We start from the raw sequence: 20,722 nt of genomic DNA, 5'->3' as shown, positions 1-20,722 counted from the left end.
AGCAACTCGACTTGCTTAGGCTGATTTTGGTGTTACGCGCCTTAAATTGATTTCATTTCACTTTGTGAATGATACAATGTGATCGGCGAACTTCTGCGGAGAGATGTTTGACTAAAATAATTCCGCTTGAACTAGGTCCGCTACCAGTCGAAGCAATTAATCGGACCCTTGGATTAGAACTCGAAAATGCAGATGTCCGCATGACAGTTGCAGCCCAAATTCACGCGAAGAGAAACCATCCGGCTGACTTTCCAGTGTGCCTGCCTTTTGTAGCGGAAGTGATTGCAAATGCCCTCTATGTTCGAGACGATTTTCGGAATGACGGAAAAATTGAATTGGTAGGCAATCCGCTCGGTCTAGAGAACTGGCTATTGATAGCTGTTTCCATTTTTATAGGACCGGATGGCTGCTACAATATTGCCTCATTTTACCCTGTATCTCAAAAGAAGATTGATGACAGGCGGAACAGCGGGCATCTTAAGCGACTAATTTGAAAGAAAAAGGCTCCCTGATTTCTCAGGGAGCCTGAATGGCTTTAGCCGGGCTGCCCACCCCCGGATCTCTTTCCTCTTTTCAGAGGTACTTTACCAACCTAAGTTGGTGCGTGAGGAGGCTGTTCTCACCTCTAAAGCCGAATCATTCTGCATTATACATACAGCTTGGTTGACTAAGTATGAACATTGAGACTTGACTTCAAGCACAGCGCGCGCTAGCCTCTGCTGCGCTTGTAAGCGCAGCAGAGGCTAGCGCGCGCTGTGCTTGATGACTAACCTGCGGGCTACGAGACAGGACATTCCAGGAATTTGTAAAAAGAAACAATTTAGGAAAAATCCTATTCAAACCCGCCGCACCCCCGGCGCGCTTCCCTTGCGCAGCCCGTCCATCAACGCCGTCAGCGCCCAAACGCACGCATCGGCGCGGTCGGGCGAGCGGCTGGGGCCGACATAGCCGCCGCCGATCTGCATCCCGCACAATTCATCCTCAAGCCGCGCGAACACCCCCGCATGGACCACCGCGCCGCGTTCATAGGCCAGCGCCACCGGCTCGGCGCGGCGCGTCTTGCTGGCGCCCGCATGGACGGCGCGCACGGGCAGCGTCACATCGGCCTGGCGCAGCGTGTTCGTCACCATCTCGCCGCCCATATTGCTCTCGGCCACCACATGGTCCGCCCCCCACCGCTGCGCCGCCGCCGCGACGGCAAAGGCCCAGCGCCCCGGCGTCGCCTTTTCGACGCTTACATCCTCCAGCACCGCCAGTCGCCCGTCGCGCAAGGCCGCCGCGACGATAATCCCGCACGCATCGCCGCGCGACGTCGCGGGCGGATCGACGCCGATCACGACGCGGCCCAGCTTGCCCACAGCATCCGCCGCAATCCGGCACGCCTCGATCATCGCCCGCGTCCACAGCGCGCCCTCGACATCGGCCAGCAATTCGCCGTCCAGCTCCTGCCGCCCCAGCCGTGTCCCGCCATAGGTTTCGATCATCGCGGTGACGAAACTGGGCGGCAGGTGCGGATTGTCCGCCGTCCGCCCCTCGGTCGTCACGCACCCGCGGATGGCCTCGATCCGTTTCATCAGCGGAACGGGGCGCGGCGTCGTCGTCACCAGCACCCGTGGCCGCTCACCCCGCCGCATCCCCAGCATCAGATTGTCCCACGTCAAATCGCCCTTGGGCCATTTGGCCAGCTCGTCGCACCAGGCGGCATGATGTTCCGGCCCGCGCAGGTTTTCGGGCGCCCCCGCCGAATAGAGCGTCGCGATCGCCCCCGACGTAAAATGCAGCTCGCGCAACCGGTAATGCCAGCGCGGATCTTCGTCGCCGCGCGCCACGGATTTCAGCCCGCTCGGCCCCTCGATCATCACGCGCATCCCGTCATTTTCGTTCGCCGCGATCAACGCGATGCGCGCCGCCGGATTGGCCCGCGCCACCTCGCTCACCCATTCGGCCCCCGCGCGCGTCTTGCCAAAGCCGCGTCCGGCGCGGATCAGCCACACCGGCCAGTCCCCCGGCGGCTGTTTCTGTCCCGCATGTGCCCATAAAAACCAGCGCTCGTTCAACTCCTCGATATATTTGCGCGGCATGTCGGCGATCAACTTGCATCGCTCGGCAAAGGTCAGCGACAGCAAGCGGTCGAGGATCGTTTCGTCCGGCCCCACCTTTAACCGCTTCAACCAGCGCGCCATCACCGCGTCTCCCTGTCGTCCGCTTTACGGGGGAGCTTCGCCCGTTGCCGCTCGATCACCGCGATTTTGCGCAGGATATAATCGTCGGTTTCTTCGGCAGTCGGTCGCTGCGCCTGACGAAGCCGCACCGTCTTTGCCCGACCGCCCGCCACGCTGGCGCGATGCTTGTTCAACAGGTCGATCGCCTGCGGAATCGTCATCGCCGGACCGGTAAGCCCGCCGCTTGAGGGCGGGTCAGCCGCGCCCGCGCCGGCCTCTGCAACGTCCGGCGCAACGTCCGGTGCAACGTCCGCGCCGCTCTCAACCTCAACCTCAGCCTCTGCCGTTGCGCCGCGACCGGCGGTTTCAATCGCCATCTGAACCAGCAAGGTTTCGAGCAGCACATAGCCTTCGCACAGCGCCGCCTGCCATTGCTCGGCGAACAGCGGGTCGCGCCGCCGGATCTTGTACGGCGTCGAAGCCGCAATGCCCGCCACCGCCGCCGCGCGCCGCACGTTGCAACTGATCGCCAGCTCATCCAGAAAGGTCTGGCGTTGCTTCGCCGTCGTTTGCCAATGCGGCCGCTTGCGCCGCATCACCGCCCGCGCGCACCCCGCCCCGATCGCCTCCTCCATATCGCCCGCCTCTAAACGCAAAAAGGGCCGCATCCCCCCTCCGCAACAGAAGGGGCACCGGCCCGACTCGCAATTCTTCATGATGTCTGACATGTGCCATATCAGCGTGACGATGTCAACAAAAATAACCTATATGGTAAATCAATCCTCCCCACTCGTGAGGAGGTGGCAGTCGCGCAGCGGCTGACGGAGGGGCCTCACGCCCTAAAACCAAACCAGAAACAAAACCCCGTCCTTGCGAGCGTAGCGAAGCAATCCAGAGCCTGCGTAAACCGCCCTGGATTGCTTCGCTACACTCACAATGATGCCCGCATTGCTCAGAAGGGCTGATTTCTTGGAGCGGGTTTCATGTTGCGTAAAGATGGAGTTTGCAAGTCGGCGCGAATCGCCGCAAGCTTGACAATTAGTTGACTGCTTTGTGACATCGATTTTTTCGAAAACCCCAGACATTAGGTGAAGTAAGTGTTCCAAGTAAATCGAGCCGAGAATAGGCTGACAAAACTGGCGAAGACAACATTTTCCAAGGCGGGTTTGCGCGAAAGAGAACACCTTCAAGAATGGCTTGCGACTACACCAAATGCGCTAGGTGATGCCATCGAAGAAGAGATCCTTATTATTCAAAAGGAATTTGACGGGTTTGACGGCACCCGCGAGCGCCTAGATCTATTGGCTTTGGATCGGAGTGGTCAGCTTGTAGTAATTGAAAACAAGCTTGATGACTCAGGGCGAGATGTTGTCTGGCAAGCACTTAAATATGCCGCATATTGCTCAAGTCTTAAAAAAGCTGAGATAATCACAATCTTTCAGCTGTACCTCGACAAGAGTGGTGGTGGTGACGCTGCTTCGACAATCTGTGACTTCCTCCAAGAGGATATGCTTGATGAGATTGTCCTGAATGAAGGAAATGACCAGCGGATTATCTTTATCGCTGCCAATTTTCGTAGGGAAGTGACATCAACAGTCCTTTGGCTGCGTGAGCACCAGATTGACGCTCGGTGCGTAAAGGTTTTACCTTATTTGTTTGAAGATGAGCTTTTGATTGATCTGCAACAGGTGATCCCAACGGCCGAGGCTGCTGACTACATGATCCGAATGGCTGAAAAGGATACCGAAGAGAAGTCCGTTAAAGGTGCTCAGCGTTGGAGCCATGAAATGCGGTACGCTTTTTGGGAAGACCTGCTGGAATATTTCAAAGCTGAGCAATTGGAGCGCTGGCAGAATATCTCTCCGTCTCGCGAACACTGGCTGACTTCAACCATTGGAGTTTCTGGATGCCGCTTGGTACTGATATTTTTGAGACAAGAGATTCGCGTTGAGCTATGCTTTGATCGTCAAAATAGAGTCGAAAACAAATGGCTATTTGATCAACTTCATAGTCAAAGGTCTAACATTGATTCTGAGATTGGTGAGGAGCTTGAATGGCGTCGAAATGACGACAGGAAGGTAAGCATCATTCATTGTAAAAAGTTGGTTCAGGGATACAGTAAAGAGAATTGGCCAGAAATGATTGCTTGGCTCAGAGATCATTACAATAAGATGGAAGCAACATTTGTCTCAAGAGTTAGTGATCTTTCCGAGAAGATGAAATCAGCCGTTTGATCATCGGAATTTCGGGGATACAAGAATTTCGGGGACACAACAAAAATTTCGGGGACACAATATTAATTAGGCTGTCATATCCTAATCAATCACCCCTACCCCCCCTCACCCAACTGCGGCGGGCCATGAAATTGGGTCCAGTCCACCGGACAGTCTTTCACGATTTGGGTTTTGCTGTCGCTGCCGTTCGATATCCAGCAATCGTCGAACACCGAACAATAACAAACGCGCACTTTCAGGTTCAACCGTTCCTTTTCGAACCGCGTCCACACCTCGGCGGGCACCTTTGTCGGGTCGATCTGCGCGAACATCAGGTCATCGCCCGGCCGCAACACCTCCCCCACGATGCTCGCCATCCCCAGCGACAAATGTCGGGCGTCGTCCGAACAACAGGCGCCCAGCAGGTCGCGAAACCCCGTAAAGGCGCGGTTGCGATAGCGGATTTCCAGGCCCTTGATCGTCGCGGGGCCAACGCCCTTGTTGGTCAGCGACAGCCGGATCAGCGGCGCGCCGTCGGCGGACCGGTTCGACGTTTCATAGGAGATATGCGGCCACACGCTCGCAATCTGCATCTTCTCGGTCGCCTCGGCCCCGACAAAGGTGAAATAGGCGACCGCGACCGACAACAGGAACGCCGGCACCGCGACCAGAAAATTGCTCACCGCCAGCAGGGGCAGGAATTTCAGCGCGCGTTGTACCGACGCTTTCGCGCCCGTCCCCGCTTGCCCCGCCAGCTGTTCCTCCAGCCGCGCCAACCGCGCCTCGACCCCCGACACAGGGCCGGGATCAGGCGTGCCGCCTCGGTCAGAAGGAGCGCTCATGGCCATTGGGGTGCCCCTGTTTCAGGCCGAAAGCAAGACGGAAAAACAGGCGGTCAGCAACGCCCATTTGCCCAATCTGTCCATGACCAATTTTAAAATTCCGCTCAGCATGTTAGGCCATGGCCAACACCCCTAGCCTCCCACCTCCACAGGAATGAGAATTGCCCATGCGCCTTGCCACTGCCGCCGCTCTTTTGCTCGCCACCCTCGCCGCACCCGCTGCGGCGCAGGATGCCGCCCCCGCCACCATCTCCGCCGATCAACTGACCGCGACGGTGCGGACGCTGGCGTCGGACCAGTTTCAGGGGCGCGCACCGGGGACCGTGGGCGAATATCGCACGACCGGCTATCTGATCGGGCGGTTGCAGGCGCTGGGGCTGGAGCCCGGCGGGGTCGACGGCGGCTGGACCCAGCCGGTGCCTTTGCTCCACACCCGCCTCGGCACGCCGACCGCGCTCGAATTTGACCATGACGGCAGCGCGCAAAAACTGGCGAACGGCACCGACATCTATGTCTCGACGCTGCAACCGAACGACGTCGCGGCGGTGGATAACGCGCCGCTGGTCTTTGTCGGCTATGGCGTCACCGCGCCCGAACGCGGCTGGGACGATTTTAAGGGACAGGATCTGAAGGGCAAAGTCGCCGTCTTCTTGGTCAACGACCCCGATTTCGCCGCCGCCAAGGGAGAAGCGGTTGCGGGCACATTCGGCGGCCGGACGATGACCTATTATGGCCGCTGGGTGTATAAGTTTGAAGAGGCGTCGCGGCGCGGTGCGGTCGCCGCGCTCATCATCCATGAAACCGAGGCGGCGGGATATGGGTGGAATGTGGTCGAAAGCCCCGGCGGCGAAAATTACGACATCGTCCGCCCCGCCGATCAGGTCACCAGCCTCGCGCTGCAGGGCTGGATTTCGGGCGACACCGCGACCAAATTATTCTCCGGCGCCGGACTCGATCTGGCCAAGCTGCGCGCTGCGGCGCGGACCAAGGCGTTCAAGCCCGTTCCGCTGTCCGGCGTGACGCTGAAAGCCGCTTATCCGGTGACGCATGAAGTTGTGCAAAGCCAGAATGTCCTCGCCAAAATCCCCGGCAAGACGCACCCCGATCAGGTCGTGATGTTCGGCGCGCACTGGGACGCCTATGGCGAGGGGCCGCCCGACGCCGACGGCCATATCTATCGCGCCGGTGCCAATGACGACGGGCTGGGCGTCGCCGGACTGCTCGAAATCGCGCGCCAGTTCAAACGCCAGCCCGCGCCCGACCGCAGCATTGTCTTTGCCTTCTGGACCGCCGAAGAACGCGGGCTGCTCGGCTCCGAAAGCTATGCCACCCACCCCATCTATCCGCTCGAAACCACGGTCGCCAATTTGACCCTCGACATTTTGCAGACCGCGGGCCAATCGCGCGACGTCATTTTGGTCGGCAAGGGACAAGACAGCTTAGAGGATGACCTTGCCCGCTTCGCCGCCAAACAAGGCCGCACCGTGTCGCCCGAAAGCCTGCCCGAGCGCGGACTTTTCTATCGTGCCGATCATTTCAGCCTCGCCAAACGCGGCGTCCCCGTCCTCCTTTTGATGGGCATTGCGGGGGCCAGCGATCTGGTCGACGGCGGCAAGCCGGCGGGACAGGCGTGGGTCGATGCCTATACCGGCAAATGCTATCATCAGGCGTGCGATGCGTGGAGCAAGGACTGGGATTTGGCGGGCGCGGTGCAGGATATTTCGGTGCTTTACGACATCGGCAATGATCTGGCTTATTCGACCCGCTGGCCGACATGGAAAGACGGGTCGGAGTTCAAGGAGCTGCGCGACAAAAGCGCCGCCGCGCGGTAACAGGTCGCTAACGCCCCGCCGCCCAAGCAAAGGACCCGCCTATGCCGATCATGGCCGCCCGCCTCTATCGCGATGGTCAGCGCATACGCGATCTTGAACAGGACGAGGCGATTCCGGAGGATTGCGCGGGGGGCGAGTTTTTCTGGCTTGGCCTGTATGAACCCAACCCCGACGAACTGGCGCGCATCGCGCTGCGCTTTGGGCTCCATCCGCTCGCGGTCGAGGATGCGCTCAAGGCGAACCAGCTTCCCAAGGTCGAGGTTTATGGCGAGCAATTGTTCGTCATCACGCGCACCGCGCATCTGGCAGAAGACGGCGACGACATCGCGCAGGGCGAGACCGCGATTTTCGTCGGCGCCAACTTCATCGTCACCGTCCGCCACGCCTCTGCGCGCACGCATGGTCAGGTGCGCGAAAAGCTGGAGGCCAATCCGGCGCGGCTGGCGCATGGGCCGGATGCGGCGCTGCACGGCGTCATCGACTATATCGTCGACAGCTATTTCCCCGTCATCGACACGATCGAAGAGGCGGTGCTCGACATGGAGGATCGCGTCACCGAAACCTCGCTCGACGCCGCGCAGATCCGCCATTTGCTGGCACAGCGGCACGAACTGATCCGCTTTCAGCGCATCATCGGGATGATGACCGATGTCGTCGGCCGCCTGACGACGCTCGACCTCCCCTGCATCGACGAATCAACCCGCCCCTTCTTCCGCGACATCCTCGACCACCTCGCCCGCGCCGAATTCCGCCTGACCGGCCTCCGCGACATCATGGCCAGCGTAATCGAAACCAACGGCCTACTAGAACAACAACGCCAAGGCATCATCACACGCCAACTCGCCGCCTGGGCCGCGATCCTCGCCGTTCCGACGGCCATCGCCGGCATCTATGGCATGAACTTCGCGTTCATGCCCGAACTGCACTGGCGCGCTGGCTATCCGCTGTCCATCGCGCTGATGGCGAGCGTCTGCTCCCTCTTATACTGGCGCTTCAAACATATCGGCTGGCTCTAAAGCAACGACACATGTGGAGGGGTCATCCCAAATCATGGCTCAGCTCAATTCAGCACCCTTGACGTAATCCCTCTTTCCTCCGACTGCCATTTCGTGCAAGAGCGCCGCGATGACATCATCCTCATCACAGAATCCTATCGATCCCGAAACTGTCGCACTCGTCGATAGCGTAATCGCAGAGCTACAAAGCCGCTTCAAAAAGTCGGCCAACGCGCTCAAATCGGCGATTGCCGCTTATGTCCATGATGGCACGTTGCCACCTGCCGATGCGGCCGCAACCGGGTTGTTCGACTATCCCGCGCTACGCCTCAAAACATCGGGCGATCTGCGCGAAGGTCAGGATGGCCATAGCTTTGCTTTTGGCCGCATTGACCGCGGCGGCGAATTTGTCACAACCGTCACGCGCCCTGACCTGTTCGCCGACTATCTGCGCGAACAATTGTGCCTGCTCGCGCGTCACTATGATGTATCGATGGAGGTCACGCGAACCGGTCAGCAAATCCCCTTCCCCTATGTACTCGACGCAAGCGACGGGTCCGACATGGGCGAGGTCACACCACTCGAACTCGCCCGCCATTTTCCGACCACCGAGCTAGCAGACATCGGTGATGAGCTGGCCGACGGATTGTTCGGGATGGACCCGACCGCAGACCAACCGCTTGCCTTGTTCGACGCGCTGCGCACGGACTTCAGCCTCGCGCGCCTGCGCCACTATACCGGCACCGCGCCTGAGCATTTCCAACGCTATATCCTGTTCACCAACTATCATCGCTACGTCGATGAATTCGTCGCCTGGGCGGCGTCTAAAGTCGGGCAAGGCCATTATACGGCTCTCGCCGGCGCGGCGGGGCTCTATGTCGATCAGCCCGGCATCAACGCCAGCGCGCTCGTCGCCGACAGCGCATGGCGGCGGCATCAAATGCCGGCCTATCACCTGATTGCGCCCGGTGGCGGCGGCATCAGCCTCGTCAACATTGGCGTCGGGCCTGCAAATGCCAAGACAATTACGGACCATCTGGCTGTGTTACGACCAGAGGCATGGATGATGATCGGCCATTGCGGCGGCCTACGCCCCAGCCAGCGGATTGGCGATTATGTGCTCGCCCATGCCTACTTGCGCGACGATCACATCCTCGACGCCGTGTTGCCGCCCGAAATTCCGATCCCGCCTATTGCCGAAGTCCAACAGGCCCTAGCCAACGCGGCCGAGCGGGTGTCGGGAACCAGTGGCGCCGACCTCAAACGGCGGATGCGTACCGGCACTGTCGTCACCACCGACGACCGCAATTGGGAATTGCGCTTTACCGATTCGGCACTGCGCTTCTCCCAATCACGGGCAATCGGCATCGACATGGAAAGCGCCACCATCGCCGCGCAGGGCTATCGCTTTCGCGTGCCCTATGGGACGCTGCTCTGCGTCAGCGACAAACCGCTCCACGGCGAACTCAAACTGCCCGGTCAGGCCAATCGCTTCTATGAAGAAGCCATCGCCGCACATCTTCAGATCGGTATACAGGCCTGCGAACAATTGCGAGACGAGGGTGCCAAACTCCACAGCCGCAAATTGCGTGCCTTCAACGAACCACCGTTCCGATAGCATTCCGTTAAAAGGCTCGCGCGGTTCACGGCGACGAAGCCGAAAAAATAGCCGGGAAGTTTCCCTCCCGGCTATCAAATCCCTAGCTCCGGGTCGTTACCAACCCGACGGATGCCCCTCATTCTGTTTGTCGAGCCAAGCCTTTAGCGGCGCGAAATATTCCATCATGGCCTTGCCCGACATTTCTCGGGTGCCGGTAAAAGCTTCAAGCGCGTCGGGCCAGGGTTTTGACGCCCCCATCTCCAGCATCGCATTCAGCTTTTGGCCGACTTCCTTGTTCCCATAGAAGGAACAGCGATGGAGCGGCCCCTTCCATCCAGCTTGTTCGCACGCGGCTTTGTAAAACTGGAACTGCAGGATGCGTGCAAGAAAGTAGCGCGTATAGGGTGTGTTGGCGGGGATATGATATTTGGCACCCGGATCAAAGGCATCGGGGCCACGCGAAACCGGCGGAGTAATCCCTTGATATTGCAAGCGCAACGCGTCCCATGCGGCATTATAGCCTTTGGGCTTGATCGTGCCGTCGAACACGCCCCAGCGCCAGCGATCGACAAGCAGGCCGAACGGCAGAAACGCCACCTTGTCCATCGCCTGACGCAACAGCAGGCCGGTATCCTTGTCGGCACTCGGCACATCCTTGGCGTCGAGCAGGCCGATATCGACCAGATATTGCGGGGTGATCGACAGCGCGATGAAATCGCCAATTGCTTCGTGGAAACCGTCGTTGGCGCCGTTCAAATAGAGATAGGGCTGCTTGTTATAGGCACGCTGATAGTAATTATGGCCCAATTCGTGGTGGATGGTGACAAAGTCATCACTGTTCACCTTGATGCACATTTTGATGCGGACATCGTCCTTATTATCGATGTCCCAAGCCGAGGCATGACACACGACTTCGCGGTCGGCAGGCTTGGTAAAAAGACTGCGCTTCCAAAATGTGTCGGGAAGCGGGGCGAAGCCCAGAGAACTATAAAAATTCTCGCCCGCCTTTACCATGTCTAACGGCTTTTCGCCTTTGGCCTTGAGCAGATCGCCAATGTCATAGCCCAGATCGCCAGAGCCCTCGGGTGCGACGAGCGGATAGATATTGCCCCATTCCTGCGCCCACATATTGCCCAGCAAGTCGGCGCGGATCGGTCCCGTTTTGGACTGCACCGCATCGCCATATTTTTCGTTCAATTTCCAGCGCACATAGGTGTGCAGCGCGATATAGAGCGGCTTGACCTCTTGCCACAAACGCTCGGTAGTCGCGGCAAAGTCCTGCGGCGACATGTCATATCCCGACCGCCACATCGCGCCGGTATCGGCAAAGCCCAGTTCCTTGGACCCTTCATTGGCGATGCCGACCATGCGCGCATAGTCATCCTTCATCGGAGCGCCGACATTGTCGTTCCAGCTTGTCCACATTTCCTGATACTCGGCGGGCGTACGCTCAAGATTGCCCATTTCGGCCTCAATGTCTGAGCCAGAGATGGGCTTGCCGTCGAGTGTGCCTTTGCCTTTGCCATATTCGGACGATAATTTGGTCGCGATCCGGTTCAATTCGGTGGCCGCGCCCGGCGTCGTCGGGGCGGGCAGCACCAGTCCGTTGCGCAAGATATCTAGCTTGCGCTTGGTGTCGGCGCTCAAGCCCGGCGCGCGGGCATATTTCGCCGCTTCCAGCGCATATTTGACCGACTTTTCGGTGCCGACGGCGTTAATCCGCGCCGCCATGGCATCGGTATCATCGGTGATGAAGTTGTAATTGACCCAGTTCACCTGACTCGCCTCGACCGAATAATCGAACAAGTCCTTTTCGGCTGTGGCGACAAAGGCATCGGCTTCAGCGGCTGTCGGGGTCGCCTCGGCTGCGGCTGGTTCCTTGCCCTTTTCTTCTGCGGCAAAGGCGGGCGCGGCTGTGGCGAGCGACAAGGCCAGCGACAGCGTCGAAATCATAACTTTCATGGGGGTGCAGATCCTCTGTTGACTGTGGGGCGCTCTGCGGCGCGATGGCGGCAACTTGGCCGCAGCAGCGAGCGCGGTCAAGCCGTGAGAAAAGTCGCCATCGCTTCGCCCATCGCCGCTTCGGTAACGCTCGACATATGTGTACCCGGGATGGTCACGCGCCGCGCATCGGTCAAAGCCGCCGCCAGCTCGCCCGCAGACCCATTATCCTCATCCTGATCGCCGCACACAACCAGCGTCGGCATTGTCAGCGCGGCCAAGGCATCGGGCGCGGTGTCGGTGAAACTGTCGAGCAAATGACCAGCGGCAATCCGGTCAATCTTCATCGTCTTCATAAACTGGATCGCCATCCAGACACCGTCGCCGCGTTTGGCGGTTTCATAATCGGCGATGACGCGCTTGAAAAATTCGCCCCGCCGCTTCCAGCCAGCGAGTCCGGCCAATCCCATCCCGCCCAATATCAACCGGCGCGGCGTCATGCCCGCGATGACTGCCCGAACGCTCGTCCGCGCGCCCAGCGAAAAGCCCCCTAGGTCAAATTGGGATAGCGCCAGATGCGCGACCAGATCCTGCACATCCTGAACCAGCACATCGGGGGGATAATGGGCGGCGTCATGCGGGGCGGCGCTGTCGCCATGCGCCCGCAGGTCGGGCATGATGACGCGAGAACCGGCCTCAGCAATGCGCTTTGCATGACCAAATTTGATCCAGTTGACCTCGGCGCTGGAGAACAAGCCATGGAGAAGAATCACCGGCGCACCCTCTCCCAACTCTCGCCACACCAGTTGCCCACCGTCACGCGCCGCAAAACGATGCGTTGCAATGCTCACTGCGATGTCCCTTCGGTCTTAGCCCAGCGGTCCTTCAGCGGAGCATAATCTTCGGAACGCATCGAGGGCAAAGCTTCCCCTGCCGTCCAGCCGTGCAAACGACTTTCGGTGCCGAAGTGGCTCGTCAGCGACAGCAACTCGGAATGATCGACCGCTCCAACGGTCAAATCCAGTTTGGGACTGTCCGGATAGTCAAAGCTGAGCGGTGTGCCGCAGGTCGCGCAAAATCCGCGGCGACCAAAGGGTGACGACATATAGCTTGCTCGCTCCGCGCCGCTCCATGTCACACTATCTTTGGGGACATTCCAAAAGGCGGCGGCAACATTGCCGACCGCGCGCTGGCACATACGGCAGTGACAATAATAGGCATCGCGTTTGGGGTGGCTGCATCGAAAGCGCACCGCGCCGCATTGACAGCTGCCGGTCATGACATCGCTCATCGTTTTGCCAGTCCCTTTTGCTCCATACGCCAAACGGCCATCTCTATCCGGTCCTGACCAAAGAAGGGTTCGCCGTCGATCACCAGCGTCGGAACGCCCCAGTGACCGGCCAATTCCAGAGAGATCTGATTGGCGGCGATCTCTGCGTCGAGGGCTTCGGCATCTGACACGGCCTCGGCATCCAGTTCGGCAAGGTTGAGTCCGGCGCGCTGTGCTGCACCAGCCAGATGGTCGCTTTCGTGCCAGTTTTCGACGCCGCCCCAGATCATCGGCGCAACCTCGGCACTAAAGGCGAGACTCTTCCCGCGACGCGATGCCGCCTGGCCAAGACGCGTCAGGCGAAAAATATAGGGCTGCTCGGCGGCAATCTCGCGGGTCATGATATTCTGGACAATCGGGTCGGGACGCGGCGGACCAAAAGCGATGCCTTGAAACTGCGCCACCCGCATCATGTCGCGCATCGTATAACCCAGCCAGTTAGGATGATTGCGTTCAAAGAAATCGGGCTGGCGGATCGCCAGCGGATAGACGGGGCGCAGGTTGATGACGAGGTCATGGCTCTCGGAAAGCGCACGATAGCGACCGATGGCAAGATAGCTGTAGGGCGAGCGGAAGGACCAGAAAAGGTCGGCATGGAGTGTCATGGCCCCATCCTGCCGAAAATTGCACGGGGTGCAAGATAGGGCCGCAAAATTGCGGAAGGTGGCAAAGGTGCCGCGCAGGGTTGAAATCATTAGTAGCTATAGTTATTATATCGCCTGCTATGTCAGAAACGATCGGATTCCTGCTCAATGATACCGCGCGGCTGTTCCGCCGCGATTTTAACGCGCGCGTCCGCGATTGCGGAGTCACCGCGTTGCAATGGCGAATGCTGATGTATCTGCGTCGCAATCAGGGAATCCGGCAGGGCCCGCTTGCCGAACTTATCGAAGTTGAACCAATCACCCTGTCGCGGATGATCGATCGGCTTTCCGATGCCGGACTGGTCGAGCGCCGCGCCGACCCCACCGATCGCCGCGCCTGGCAACTTTATCTGACCCCCCGTGCACAACCCATGCTCGACGGGATGCGCCTGACCGCCGAGGCGCTCAACGCCGAAGCGACCGAAGGAATGAGTGACGCCGAACGCACCCAATTGGGCGCGCTGGTCGAGCGCGTACGCGCCAATCTTTCCCGCCGAGAAAACAACACAGAGGCATAAATGGACACGCTCTCCCCCTCCCGTCCCGCCAAAGAAGAAGGTGCCCCAGCCATGCCCAGTGCAGCCCCCAAGGCCGAGCCGGTCACCGCCGCCCCGCAACCCCAGATCGCAACACCGCCGAAATGGCGTGTGCGCCTGATGATGTTCGGCCTGCCGCTGGTGCTGATCCTAGCCGGCAGCTGGTACTGGCTGACCAGCGGCGGATCGGTGTCGACCGACAATGCCTATGTCCAGATGGACAAGGTGTCGGTGGCATCCGAAATCGGCGGCAAGATTACCAAAGTCGCGGTCAAGGACGGACAGGATGTCGTGGCGGGACAATTGCTGTTCCAGATCGACCCCGAACCCTATCGCCTGTCGGTCGCACAAGCCGAGTCGGCAATTAACGCCGCGCAGGTCAATGTCGGGTCGCTGTCGGCGAGCGCGCAGTCAACCGGCGTCGATATTGCCAAGGCGCGCGAAGATATTGCCTTTGCTCAGTCGACCTATCAACGTCAGGCCGCGCTGATGGCCAAGGGGTTTACCACCAAAGCATCCTATGATGCGGCCAAACATGCGGTCGAACAGGCGCGGGCCAGCCTGCGTCAGGCCGAAGCCGATGCCATCGAAGCGCGCGCCAAGCTGGCCACCGGCGGCGGCAGTGCCAATCCGCAGGTCGAGGCCGCCCGCGTCCAGCGCGCACAGGCCGAGGTTAATCTGGGCCGCACCGAAGTACGCGCACCCAGTGCCGGCCGCATCACCCAGTCGGACCGGTTGCTGGTCGGGCAGATGATGGTGCAGGGTCTGCCCGCGGTAACGTTGGTCGATACCGCCCACCCCTGGGTCGAGGCCAATTTCAAGGAAACCGACCTTGCCAATATGAAGCTGGGCCAATGCGCCGAGATGCGTTTCGACGCCTATCCGGGGCTCCATGTCAAAGGCCATGTCGCCGTCATCGGCACCGGAACCGGCAGCGAATTTTCCATCCTGCCCGCCCAAAACGCGACCGGCAACTGGGTCAAGGTGACGCAGCGGGTTCCGGTCCGCATTGCCTTTGACGAAGTGCCGTCGCGCGCCATGATCGCGGGCCTGTCGACCGATGTCGAGGTCTTCACCGACGGTCGCTGTAACTAGTCACGCGGCATGGCGAGCAAGGCCCTCCCCCGTCGCCCCGCACCCAAGGCGACCATCGTCGACGAGAGCCGGCCGCTGCACGAACAAGTGCGCTATCGCGGCCTGTTGACCGTTGCGGTGATGGGCGCGTCGATCATGCAAATCCTGGACACGACGATTGCCAACGTCGCGATTCCGCACATGCAATCGAGTCTGGGCGCGACCAGCGAAACCGTGAATTGGGTCCTGACCAGCTATATTATCGCCAGTGCCGTGGCGATGCCGATCACAGGCTGGCTCGCCGACCGGATCGGGCGCCGCAACCTGTTCCTGTTCGCCGTCACCGGTTTCATCATGGCGTCGATGGCGTGCGGCGCGGCCCAGACGCTGGAGGAGATGGTCCTATTCCGTTTCCTGCAAGGCACAAGCGCGGCCTTTATCGGTCCGTTGTCGCAATCGGTGATGCTCGACATCAACCCGCCCGAACGCCATGCGCGGGCCATGTCGATCTGGGGCATGGGAATCATGATCGGACCCATTTTGGGACCGATATTGGGCGGGTATCTGACCGAAACGGTCAGTTGGCGCTGGGTTTTTTATGTGAATTTGCCGGTCGGGCTGGCGACTCTGGCGCTGATGTGGGCGTTGCTGCCCTCCACCGGAAAAAGGGAGCGCAAGTTCGATCTGACAGGCTTTTCGATGCTCGCCCTCGGCCTTGCCTCGTTGCAATTGATGCTCGACCGCGGGGCTCAGCAGGACTGGTTCAACAGCGTCGAAATCTGGATTGAAGCGGGCGTTTCCCTGTCCTGTTTGTGGATGTTCGTCGTCCATCTGGTGACCGCGCGCAACCCGTTGTTCAACCGTCAAATGTTGTCCGACCGCAATCTGGTCACGGCACTGGGGTTCATGGTCGTGATTGGCGTGGTGATGTTTGCCTCGATGGCGCTGTTGCCCCCGATGTTGCAGCGTCTGTTCGACTGGCCGGTGATCGACACCGGTCTGGTGCTGGCGGTGCGCGGGGTCGGAATTTTGATGAGCATGTGGGTCGCGGGACAATTGCTGGGCAAGGTCGACGCCCGCTGGCTGGTCGGGACCGGGCTGCTAATCGCGGCCTATTCGCTGTGGATGATGAGCCATTGGTCGCTGCAGATGGGAGCATGGCCGGTTGTCACCAGCGGACTGGTGCAGGGACTTGGCATGGGCCTGATCTTCATCCCGCTCAACACCATCGCCTTTGCAACGCTAGGCCCCGCCTTTCGCACCGACGGATCGAGCCTGCTCAACCTGTTTCGCAGCATCGGGGCGTCGATCGGCATCTCTATTGTCACCACTTTGCTGGGGTCCAATACCCAGCGCAGCCATGAAGATCTGGTCGCGCATATCACCAGCAGTTCCATCTCTGCAATTGATCCGTCGACGATCGACCGGTTCGGACAGGCAGGCGACGCCGCGGCCCAAATGGCCAATGCGATGATCAACCAGCAGGCCGCAATGGTTGCCTATATTGACGATTTCTGGGCGATGATGTGGGTGACTTTGTTGTCGGTGCCTCTCGTCATACTGCTTCGCCCGCCGCAGCCCGGCGGCGAAAAGGCGTCGGCTGCGGATATGGGGCATTAGAAGGGACTTGAGGTGGAGAGGACATTCTGGGGTGGTGAGCAGACGCATGCACTGGCTCAGCATGTCACGCTAAATTGGGCCGCCCGGTATAGGCCATTACAAGCCGGAAGACCGCCCAGATAGGGCCGGTAATCGCCGCCGCAACCATCGCCCGGGCGAAATCAGGTTGATATAGCAGCAGTGTCTCAATTGATCCGCCAAACATCTGCGGAATGAGGATCATGAGAGCAAAGGCCAACACAAGCATCGCGAGCAGCGGGAACCAGAGGCTGAAGAGTCCAAAAGCTCCCGACTTCGCCCTAATTTTTATGCGATTGAGGTAAGCCCAGATGATGCTTGCAACAAAACAGACCGGAAGCAGCATAACCATCAGATATGTCATCTTCGGCCAGAGCCGTAGTCCCTCGCCCGTATAGTCAAGAGCAAGTGCTTTGGCCGTAATCCCTTTGCGCAATTGCAGGTTGTCACCAAAGCCAATCCCGCCATTGGCGTTGACCAACACGATCACGCCTTTGCTTTCGGAAGGCAAAAGGGTTGCGAGGGTTTCGGTTCCCGGCACCAGTCCGCTATGGGATGCAGTCCCTGCTTTGGCGTCGATGAACCAGCCGAGGCCATAAAAGGGAGATATCTTGCTTGCCGGACGAAGCATTTCGATTTTGCTCGCTGCGCTGATGATGTCGTCTTTGCCGTTCACCATCATCGCCAGATACAGCGCCATATCGTTTGCGCTGGCAAGAACACCTCCGGCGGGCGCGCTCACGCGCCCTGTTCGATTTGCGCGATAGGGTCGGTTGCCGCCGAACCATGGCCGGTGTCCAACGGCCATCTTGCTTGTTGGTCCTCCGTCAGAAACCGAGCTGTTGACCATATCGAGCGGCGCTAGAATCTTCGACTCGACATAGGTCGCGTAATCCTCACCGGTCATTTTTTCGATCAGCGCACCCAGTATGATGTAGTTCGCATTTGAATATTCCCAAGTAGTTTCAGGAGAGTGGGCGGCATCCCACTGCGCGATGCGCGCAACATAATCGGCAATGTTCATGTCACTCGCGTCTCGATCCTTATGCAGGCTGTTACCCTGAACCGTGGAATATCCGCTTGTGTGGCTGAGCAATTGGCGAACCGTTATTATGCCGGATCGACGTCCCCGAAACGCATCGAGGTAGGTAGCTATACCGGCATCAAGGTTGATCCGCCCCTGTTCGACAAGCTGCATGATCGCAAGGGCGGTAAAGCTTTTTGAAATCGACCCTATCAGAAAGGGCGTGTCCGAAGTGATCGCTTCATCACCGTCAGCGTCGACCATGCCGCGCACACCAGAACGGATTTGGCCATGGTCGACAATAGCATAGGCAACGCCCGGCGCTCCAGAAGCTGGCCATTCGACGTCTATATACGTATCAAGCGAAGCGCCTTGCTCACTCGCTTGAACGGCAACGCTGAAAATTAACGCAAAAATAGCGAAAAAGAACCGCATACATCCCCCATAAGAAAGAGGCTAGCATCAGCATTGCCGATTTTCAAACTGCCCGCACGGAGGTTCAACTGGCGTTTTACCAGCCCTCCGGCAGACATCCTGATCCTTCGTCATCCTGATCGCGACACAGGATGACGGTGGAATGCATCACCCCTTCTTTAGGTGCCGCCGCCCCAACAACTCAGCAATCTGAACCGCGTTGAGCGCTGCGCCTTTGCGCAAGTTATCGCTGACGCACCACAAGTTGAGGCCGCTTTCGATCGTCGGGTCCTCGCGCACGCGGCTGATGAAGGTGGCGAAATCGCCGACGCATTCGACGGGGGTGATGTAACCGCCATCCTCGCGCTTGTCGTGGAGCACCACACCGGGGGCTTCGCGCAGAAGGCGCTGGGCGTCCTCGGTCGACAGTTCGTCCTTCATCTCGATATTGATCGATTCGGCATGGCCGACGAAGACGGGAACGCGGACGCAGGTCGCCGTCACCTTGATCTTGGGATCGAGGATCTTTTTGGTTTCAACGACCATCTTCCATTCTTCCTTGGTCGATCCATCGTCGAGGAAGCTGTCGATGTGCGGAATGACGTTGAACGCGATCTGCTTGGTGAATTTCTGCACATCCTTTTCGTCGCCGACGAAAATCTGACGCGTCTGGTTCCACAGCTCGTCCATCCCGGCCTTGCCCGCGCCGCTGACCGATTGATAGGTCGAGACGACAACGCGGGTTATCGTTGCCGCATCGTGCAGGGGTTTCAGGGCGACGACCATTTGCGCCGTCGAGCAGTTGGGATTGGCGATGATATTGCGCTTTTTATAGCCGTCGATGGCGTCAGGGTTCACTTCGGGGACGATCAGCGGCACATCGGGTTCCATGCGATAGAGCGAGCTGTTGTCGATGACGACGCAGCCGGCGGCTGCGGCCTTGGGTGCGTGAATTTTGGTCGCGTCGCTGCCGATGGCGAAAATCGCCATGTCCCAGCCGCTCCAGTCGAAATTTTCGATATTCTGGCATTTGACCGTTCTGCCGCTGTCGCCGATTTCGACTTCTTCGCCCTGGCTGCGCGAAGAGGCGACTGCCGCCAGTTCATCAATGGGAAATTCGCGCTCGACCAATATGGCCAGCACTTCGCGCCCGACATTGCCCGTCGCACCCGCGACCACGATCCGATAACCCATGAAAGATACCTGCCTTTTTTAGATATATTGAAACGAAAAACGACCAGTTCTGCCCTGTGGCGGAACCGGTCGTTTTGGAAACATTTTTTGCTTGGGTGGGGGAGAGTTTCCCTTAAGCCTCGCTTTTGGCTTCCGACCGGTTGTCACGGCGTTCGGCAATACGTGCCGATTTGCCGGTACGGCCGCGCAGATAGTAAAGTTTCGCACGCCGCACAGCACCCTTACGGATGACGGTAATATTGTCGATGCTGGGCGAATAGAGCGGAAACACACGCTCGACGCCTTCGCCGAACGACATTTTGCGCACGGTGAAGTTGGAGCCCATGCCCTTGTTCGAACGGGCGATACACACGCCTTCGAAGTTCTGGACACGGGTGCGTTCGCCTTCGACAACCTTCACGCCGACTTTCAGCGTATCGCCGGGGCGAAAGGTCGGAATAGCCTTGTCGGCTTTGGTAATTTCTTCGGCTTCAATTGTCTGGATGAGGTTCATGTCCTCTATTCCTTCTTCTTTTGCGGCGCGCCAGAGGCAGGTCGGTCCCGAGCATCGATATGACGCTCCCAAAGGTCCGGCCTGCGTAACCGTGTCTGATCCTTCGCCTGTTGTTTCCGCCAGGCGGCGATCTTCGCATGATCCCCCGATCGCAGCACTTCGGGGATCATACGCCCTTCCCATATAACAGGTCGGGTGTAGTGCGGATATTCGATCAAACCGTCCTCGAACAATTCATCATCACCACTAGCAGCCGCGCCCATTACGCCGGGAAGAAGCCGAATGCAAGCGTCGAGCAGCATCAGCGCCGCCATCTCTCCGCCCGACAGGATGATGTCGCCCATGCTGGCCTGCTCGATTTGCGGACGCGCATCAAATAATCGTTCGTCAAAGCCTTCAAACCGCCCGCACAGGATGATCGCACCGGGACCAGCAGCAAGGCGGCGGATGCGGGACTGGGTGATGGGCGTCCCGCGCGGGGTCATGGCGAGGATGGGCAGCGCGGGATAGGCAGCCCCGGCATCATCAACCGCAGTGGCCAGCACATCGGCGCGCAGCACCATCCCCGCACCGCCGCCCGCCGGCGTATCATCGACGGTGCGGTGCTTGTCGCTCGCATGGTCGCGGATATTCCGCGGCGCACAGGCCCATGTGCCGCCCTCGAGCGCACGCCCCGCCATACTGTGCCCCAGCGGACCGGGGAACATGTCGGGATAAAGGGTGAGCGGAACTGCGGTGAAGGTCATGGTCCCCCTCTTTGGCAATGCGCGGTGCGAAGGCAAGTGGCGCG

19 protein-coding genes are annotated in these 20,722 nt (G+C 59.3%); 8 read left to right on the top strand and 11 right to left on the bottom strand.

Annotated features, from left to right (window positions below; all coding sequences use genetic code 11):
* Window positions 1–107 precede the first annotated feature (107 nt).
* Window positions 108–494 (top strand): hypothetical protein, encoded by a 387-nt coding sequence (locus tag ACR3XE_RS03545; RefSeq protein WP_473698975.1) that lies wholly within the window; start codon window positions 108–110, stop codon window positions 492–494.
* 342 nt (window positions 495–836) lie between these two features.
* On the opposite strand, the gene ACR3XE_RS03540 is transcribed toward ACR3XE_RS03545, so the two are convergent.
* Entirely contained in the window at window positions 837–2,183 is a 1,347-nt protein-coding gene (locus tag ACR3XE_RS03540) for a DNA-packaging protein (RefSeq protein ID WP_486185917.1), read from the bottom strand.
* A complete protein-coding gene (locus ACR3XE_RS03535; protein ID WP_486185916.1) occupies window positions 2,183–2,818 on the bottom strand; it encodes a hypothetical protein in 636 nt (211 codons plus the stop codon). Before ACR3XE_RS03535 ends, ACR3XE_RS03540 begins: the two co-directional genes overlap by 1 nt.
* Before the next feature lie 441 nt (window positions 2,819–3,259).
* On the opposite strand from ACR3XE_RS03535, the gene ACR3XE_RS03530 reads away from it, so the two are divergent.
* Window positions 3,260–4,396, top strand: coding sequence for a DUF4268 domain-containing protein (locus ACR3XE_RS03530; protein ID WP_473698977.1), 1,137 nt, complete (start codon window positions 3,260–3,262; stop codon window positions 4,394–4,396).
* Window positions 4,397–4,491: 95 nt separating this feature from the next.
* On the opposite strand, the gene ACR3XE_RS03525 is transcribed toward ACR3XE_RS03530, so the two are convergent.
* Entirely contained in the window at window positions 4,492–5,217 is a 726-nt protein-coding gene (locus ACR3XE_RS03525; RefSeq protein WP_486185915.1) for a hypothetical protein, read from the bottom strand.
* 167 nt (window positions 5,218–5,384) lie between these two features.
* Between ACR3XE_RS03525 and ACR3XE_RS03520 the strand changes: the two genes are divergently transcribed.
* The 3 genes from ACR3XE_RS03520 to ACR3XE_RS03510 all read left to right on the top strand — a co-directional run bounded on the left by ACR3XE_RS03520 (window position 5,385) and on the right by ACR3XE_RS03510 (window position 9,662).
* Complete coding sequence (locus ACR3XE_RS03520; RefSeq protein ID WP_473698979.1) at window positions 5,385–7,049, top strand: M28 family metallopeptidase; 1,665 nt, start codon at window positions 5,385–5,387, stop codon at window positions 7,047–7,049.
* Window positions 7,050–7,090: 41 nt separating this feature from the next.
* A complete protein-coding gene (locus ACR3XE_RS03515; protein ID WP_473698980.1) occupies window positions 7,091–8,065 on the top strand; it encodes a magnesium and cobalt transport protein CorA in 975 nt (324 codons plus the stop codon).
* Between the two features lie 109 nt (window positions 8,066–8,174).
* The gene (locus ACR3XE_RS03510) at window positions 8,175–9,662 is read left to right on the top strand and encodes an AMP nucleosidase (RefSeq protein ID WP_473698981.1); all 1,488 of its coding nucleotides are present in this window, start codon (window positions 8,175–8,177) and stop codon (window positions 9,660–9,662) included.
* Between the two features lie 96 nt (window positions 9,663–9,758).
* Here the strand turns inward: ACR3XE_RS03510 and ACR3XE_RS03505 are convergent, their stop codons facing one another.
* From ACR3XE_RS03505 to ACR3XE_RS03490, 4 genes are all read right to left on the bottom strand, one after another.
* The gene (locus ACR3XE_RS03505; protein WP_473698982.1) at window positions 9,759–11,606 is read right to left on the bottom strand and encodes a M2 family metallopeptidase; all 1,848 of its coding nucleotides are present in this window, start codon (window positions 11,604–11,606) and stop codon (window positions 9,759–9,761) included.
* A 77-nt stretch (window positions 11,607–11,683) separates the two neighbouring features.
* Window positions 11,684–12,436, bottom strand: coding sequence for an alpha/beta fold hydrolase (locus ACR3XE_RS03500; RefSeq protein ID WP_473698983.1), 753 nt, complete (start codon window positions 12,434–12,436; stop codon window positions 11,684–11,686).
* Window positions 12,433–12,876, bottom strand: coding sequence for a GFA family protein (locus ACR3XE_RS03495; RefSeq protein ID WP_486185914.1), 444 nt, complete (start codon window positions 12,874–12,876; stop codon window positions 12,433–12,435). Before ACR3XE_RS03495 ends, ACR3XE_RS03500 begins: the two co-directional genes overlap by 4 nt.
* A complete protein-coding gene (locus tag ACR3XE_RS03490; RefSeq protein WP_473698985.1) occupies window positions 12,873–13,520 on the bottom strand; it encodes a 2-hydroxychromene-2-carboxylate isomerase in 648 nt (215 codons plus the stop codon). The genes ACR3XE_RS03495 and ACR3XE_RS03490 overlap by 4 nt, the downstream gene beginning before the upstream one ends.
* 119 nt (window positions 13,521–13,639) lie before the next feature.
* Here ACR3XE_RS03490 and ACR3XE_RS03485 point away from each other — a divergent pair, with 119 nt between their 5' ends.
* Genes ACR3XE_RS03485 through ACR3XE_RS03475 form a run of 3 tightly spaced genes read left to right on the top strand, consistent with a single transcriptional unit; the run spans window position 13,640 to window position 16,789 of the window.
* Window positions 13,640–14,077 carry a MarR family winged helix-turn-helix transcriptional regulator gene (locus tag ACR3XE_RS03485; RefSeq protein WP_473698986.1) on the top strand — a complete coding sequence of 146 codons (438 nt, stop codon included), beginning with the start codon at window positions 13,640–13,642 and terminating at the stop codon, window positions 14,075–14,077.
* A 51-nt stretch (window positions 14,078–14,128) separates the two neighbouring features.
* Window positions 14,129–15,190, top strand: coding sequence for an HlyD family secretion protein (locus ACR3XE_RS03480; RefSeq protein WP_473698987.1), 1,062 nt, complete (start codon window positions 14,129–14,131; stop codon window positions 15,188–15,190).
* Between the two features lie 9 nt (window positions 15,191–15,199).
* Window positions 15,200–16,789, top strand: coding sequence for a DHA2 family efflux MFS transporter permease subunit (locus ACR3XE_RS03475; RefSeq protein WP_486185913.1), 1,590 nt, complete (start codon window positions 15,200–15,202; stop codon window positions 16,787–16,789).
* A gap of 64 nt (window positions 16,790–16,853) precedes the next feature.
* On the opposite strand, the gene ACR3XE_RS03470 is transcribed toward ACR3XE_RS03475, so the two are convergent.
* From ACR3XE_RS03470 to trmD, 4 genes are all read right to left on the bottom strand, one after another.
* Window positions 16,854–18,266, bottom strand: a complete 1,413-nt coding sequence (locus tag ACR3XE_RS03470) for a serine hydrolase domain-containing protein (protein ID WP_473698989.1) — start codon at window positions 18,264–18,266, stop codon at window positions 16,854–16,856.
* 147 nt (window positions 18,267–18,413) lie between these two features.
* Complete coding sequence (locus ACR3XE_RS03465) at window positions 18,414–19,439, bottom strand: aspartate-semialdehyde dehydrogenase (RefSeq protein ID WP_473698990.1); 1,026 nt, start codon at window positions 19,437–19,439, stop codon at window positions 18,414–18,416.
* 112 nt (window positions 19,440–19,551) lie between these two features.
* Window positions 19,552–19,932 carry a 50S ribosomal protein L19 gene (gene rplS, locus ACR3XE_RS03460; protein WP_473698991.1) on the bottom strand — a complete coding sequence of 127 codons (381 nt, stop codon included), beginning with the start codon at window positions 19,930–19,932 and terminating at the stop codon, window positions 19,552–19,554.
* Window positions 19,933–19,937: 5 nt separating this feature from the next.
* Window positions 19,938–20,678: a tRNA (guanosine(37)-N1)-methyltransferase TrmD gene (gene trmD, locus ACR3XE_RS03455; RefSeq protein WP_486185912.1), complete on the bottom strand. Its 741-nt coding sequence runs from the start codon at window positions 20,676–20,678 to the stop codon at window positions 19,938–19,940.
* Between the last annotated feature and the right edge of the window lie 44 nt (window positions 20,679–20,722).

This window comes from Sphingopyxis sp. 10G20-10, from assembly GCF_057365075.1.
This window is presented reverse-complemented; position numbering and strand designations above follow the sequence as displayed.

What these genes read in the sequence shown, in the direction of transcription:
- ACR3XE_RS03540 (WP_486185917.1), bottom strand. Translation starts at nt 2,183, where the DNA reads ATGGCGCGCTGGTTGAAGCGGTTAAAGGTGGGGCCGGACGAAACGATC.
- ACR3XE_RS03525 (WP_486185915.1), bottom strand. Translation starts at nt 5,217, where the DNA reads ATGAGCGCTCCTTCTGACCGAGGCGGCACGCCTGATCCCGGCCCTGTG.
- ACR3XE_RS03520 (WP_473698979.1), top strand. Translation starts at nt 5,385, where the DNA reads ATGCGCCTTGCCACTGCCGCCGCTCTTTTGCTCGCCACCCTCGCCGCA.
- ACR3XE_RS03515 (WP_473698980.1), top strand. Translation starts at nt 7,091, where the DNA reads ATGCCGATCATGGCCGCCCGCCTCTATCGCGATGGTCAGCGCATACGC.
- ACR3XE_RS03510 (WP_473698981.1), top strand. Translation starts at nt 8,175, where the DNA reads ATGACATCATCCTCATCACAGAATCCTATCGATCCCGAAACTGTCGCA.
- ACR3XE_RS03505 (WP_473698982.1), bottom strand. Translation starts at nt 11,606, where the DNA reads ATGAAAGTTATGATTTCGACGCTGTCGCTGGCCTTGTCGCTCGCCACA.
- ACR3XE_RS03495 (WP_486185914.1), bottom strand. Translation starts at nt 12,876, where the DNA reads ATGAGCGATGTCATGACCGGCAGCTGTCAATGCGGCGCGGTGCGCTTT.
- ACR3XE_RS03490 (WP_473698985.1), bottom strand. Translation starts at nt 13,520, where the DNA reads ATGACACTCCATGCCGACCTTTTCTGGTCCTTCCGCTCGCCCTACAGC.
- ACR3XE_RS03485 (WP_473698986.1), top strand. Translation starts at nt 13,640, where the DNA reads ATGTCAGAAACGATCGGATTCCTGCTCAATGATACCGCGCGGCTGTTC.
- ACR3XE_RS03480 (WP_473698987.1), top strand. Translation starts at nt 14,129, where the DNA reads ATGCCCAGTGCAGCCCCCAAGGCCGAGCCGGTCACCGCCGCCCCGCAA.
- ACR3XE_RS03475 (WP_486185913.1), top strand. Translation starts at nt 15,200, where the DNA reads ATGGCGAGCAAGGCCCTCCCCCGTCGCCCCGCACCCAAGGCGACCATC.
- ACR3XE_RS03470 (WP_473698989.1), bottom strand. Translation starts at nt 18,266, where the DNA reads ATGCGGTTCTTTTTCGCTATTTTTGCGTTAATTTTCAGCGTTGCCGTT.
- ACR3XE_RS03465 (WP_473698990.1), bottom strand. Translation starts at nt 19,439, where the DNA reads ATGGGTTATCGGATCGTGGTCGCGGGTGCGACGGGCAATGTCGGGCGC.
- rplS (WP_473698991.1), bottom strand. Translation starts at nt 19,932, where the DNA reads ATGAACCTCATCCAGACAATTGAAGCCGAAGAAATTACCAAAGCCGAC.
- trmD (WP_486185912.1), bottom strand. Translation starts at nt 20,678, where the DNA reads ATGACCTTCACCGCAGTTCCGCTCACCCTTTATCCCGACATGTTCCCC.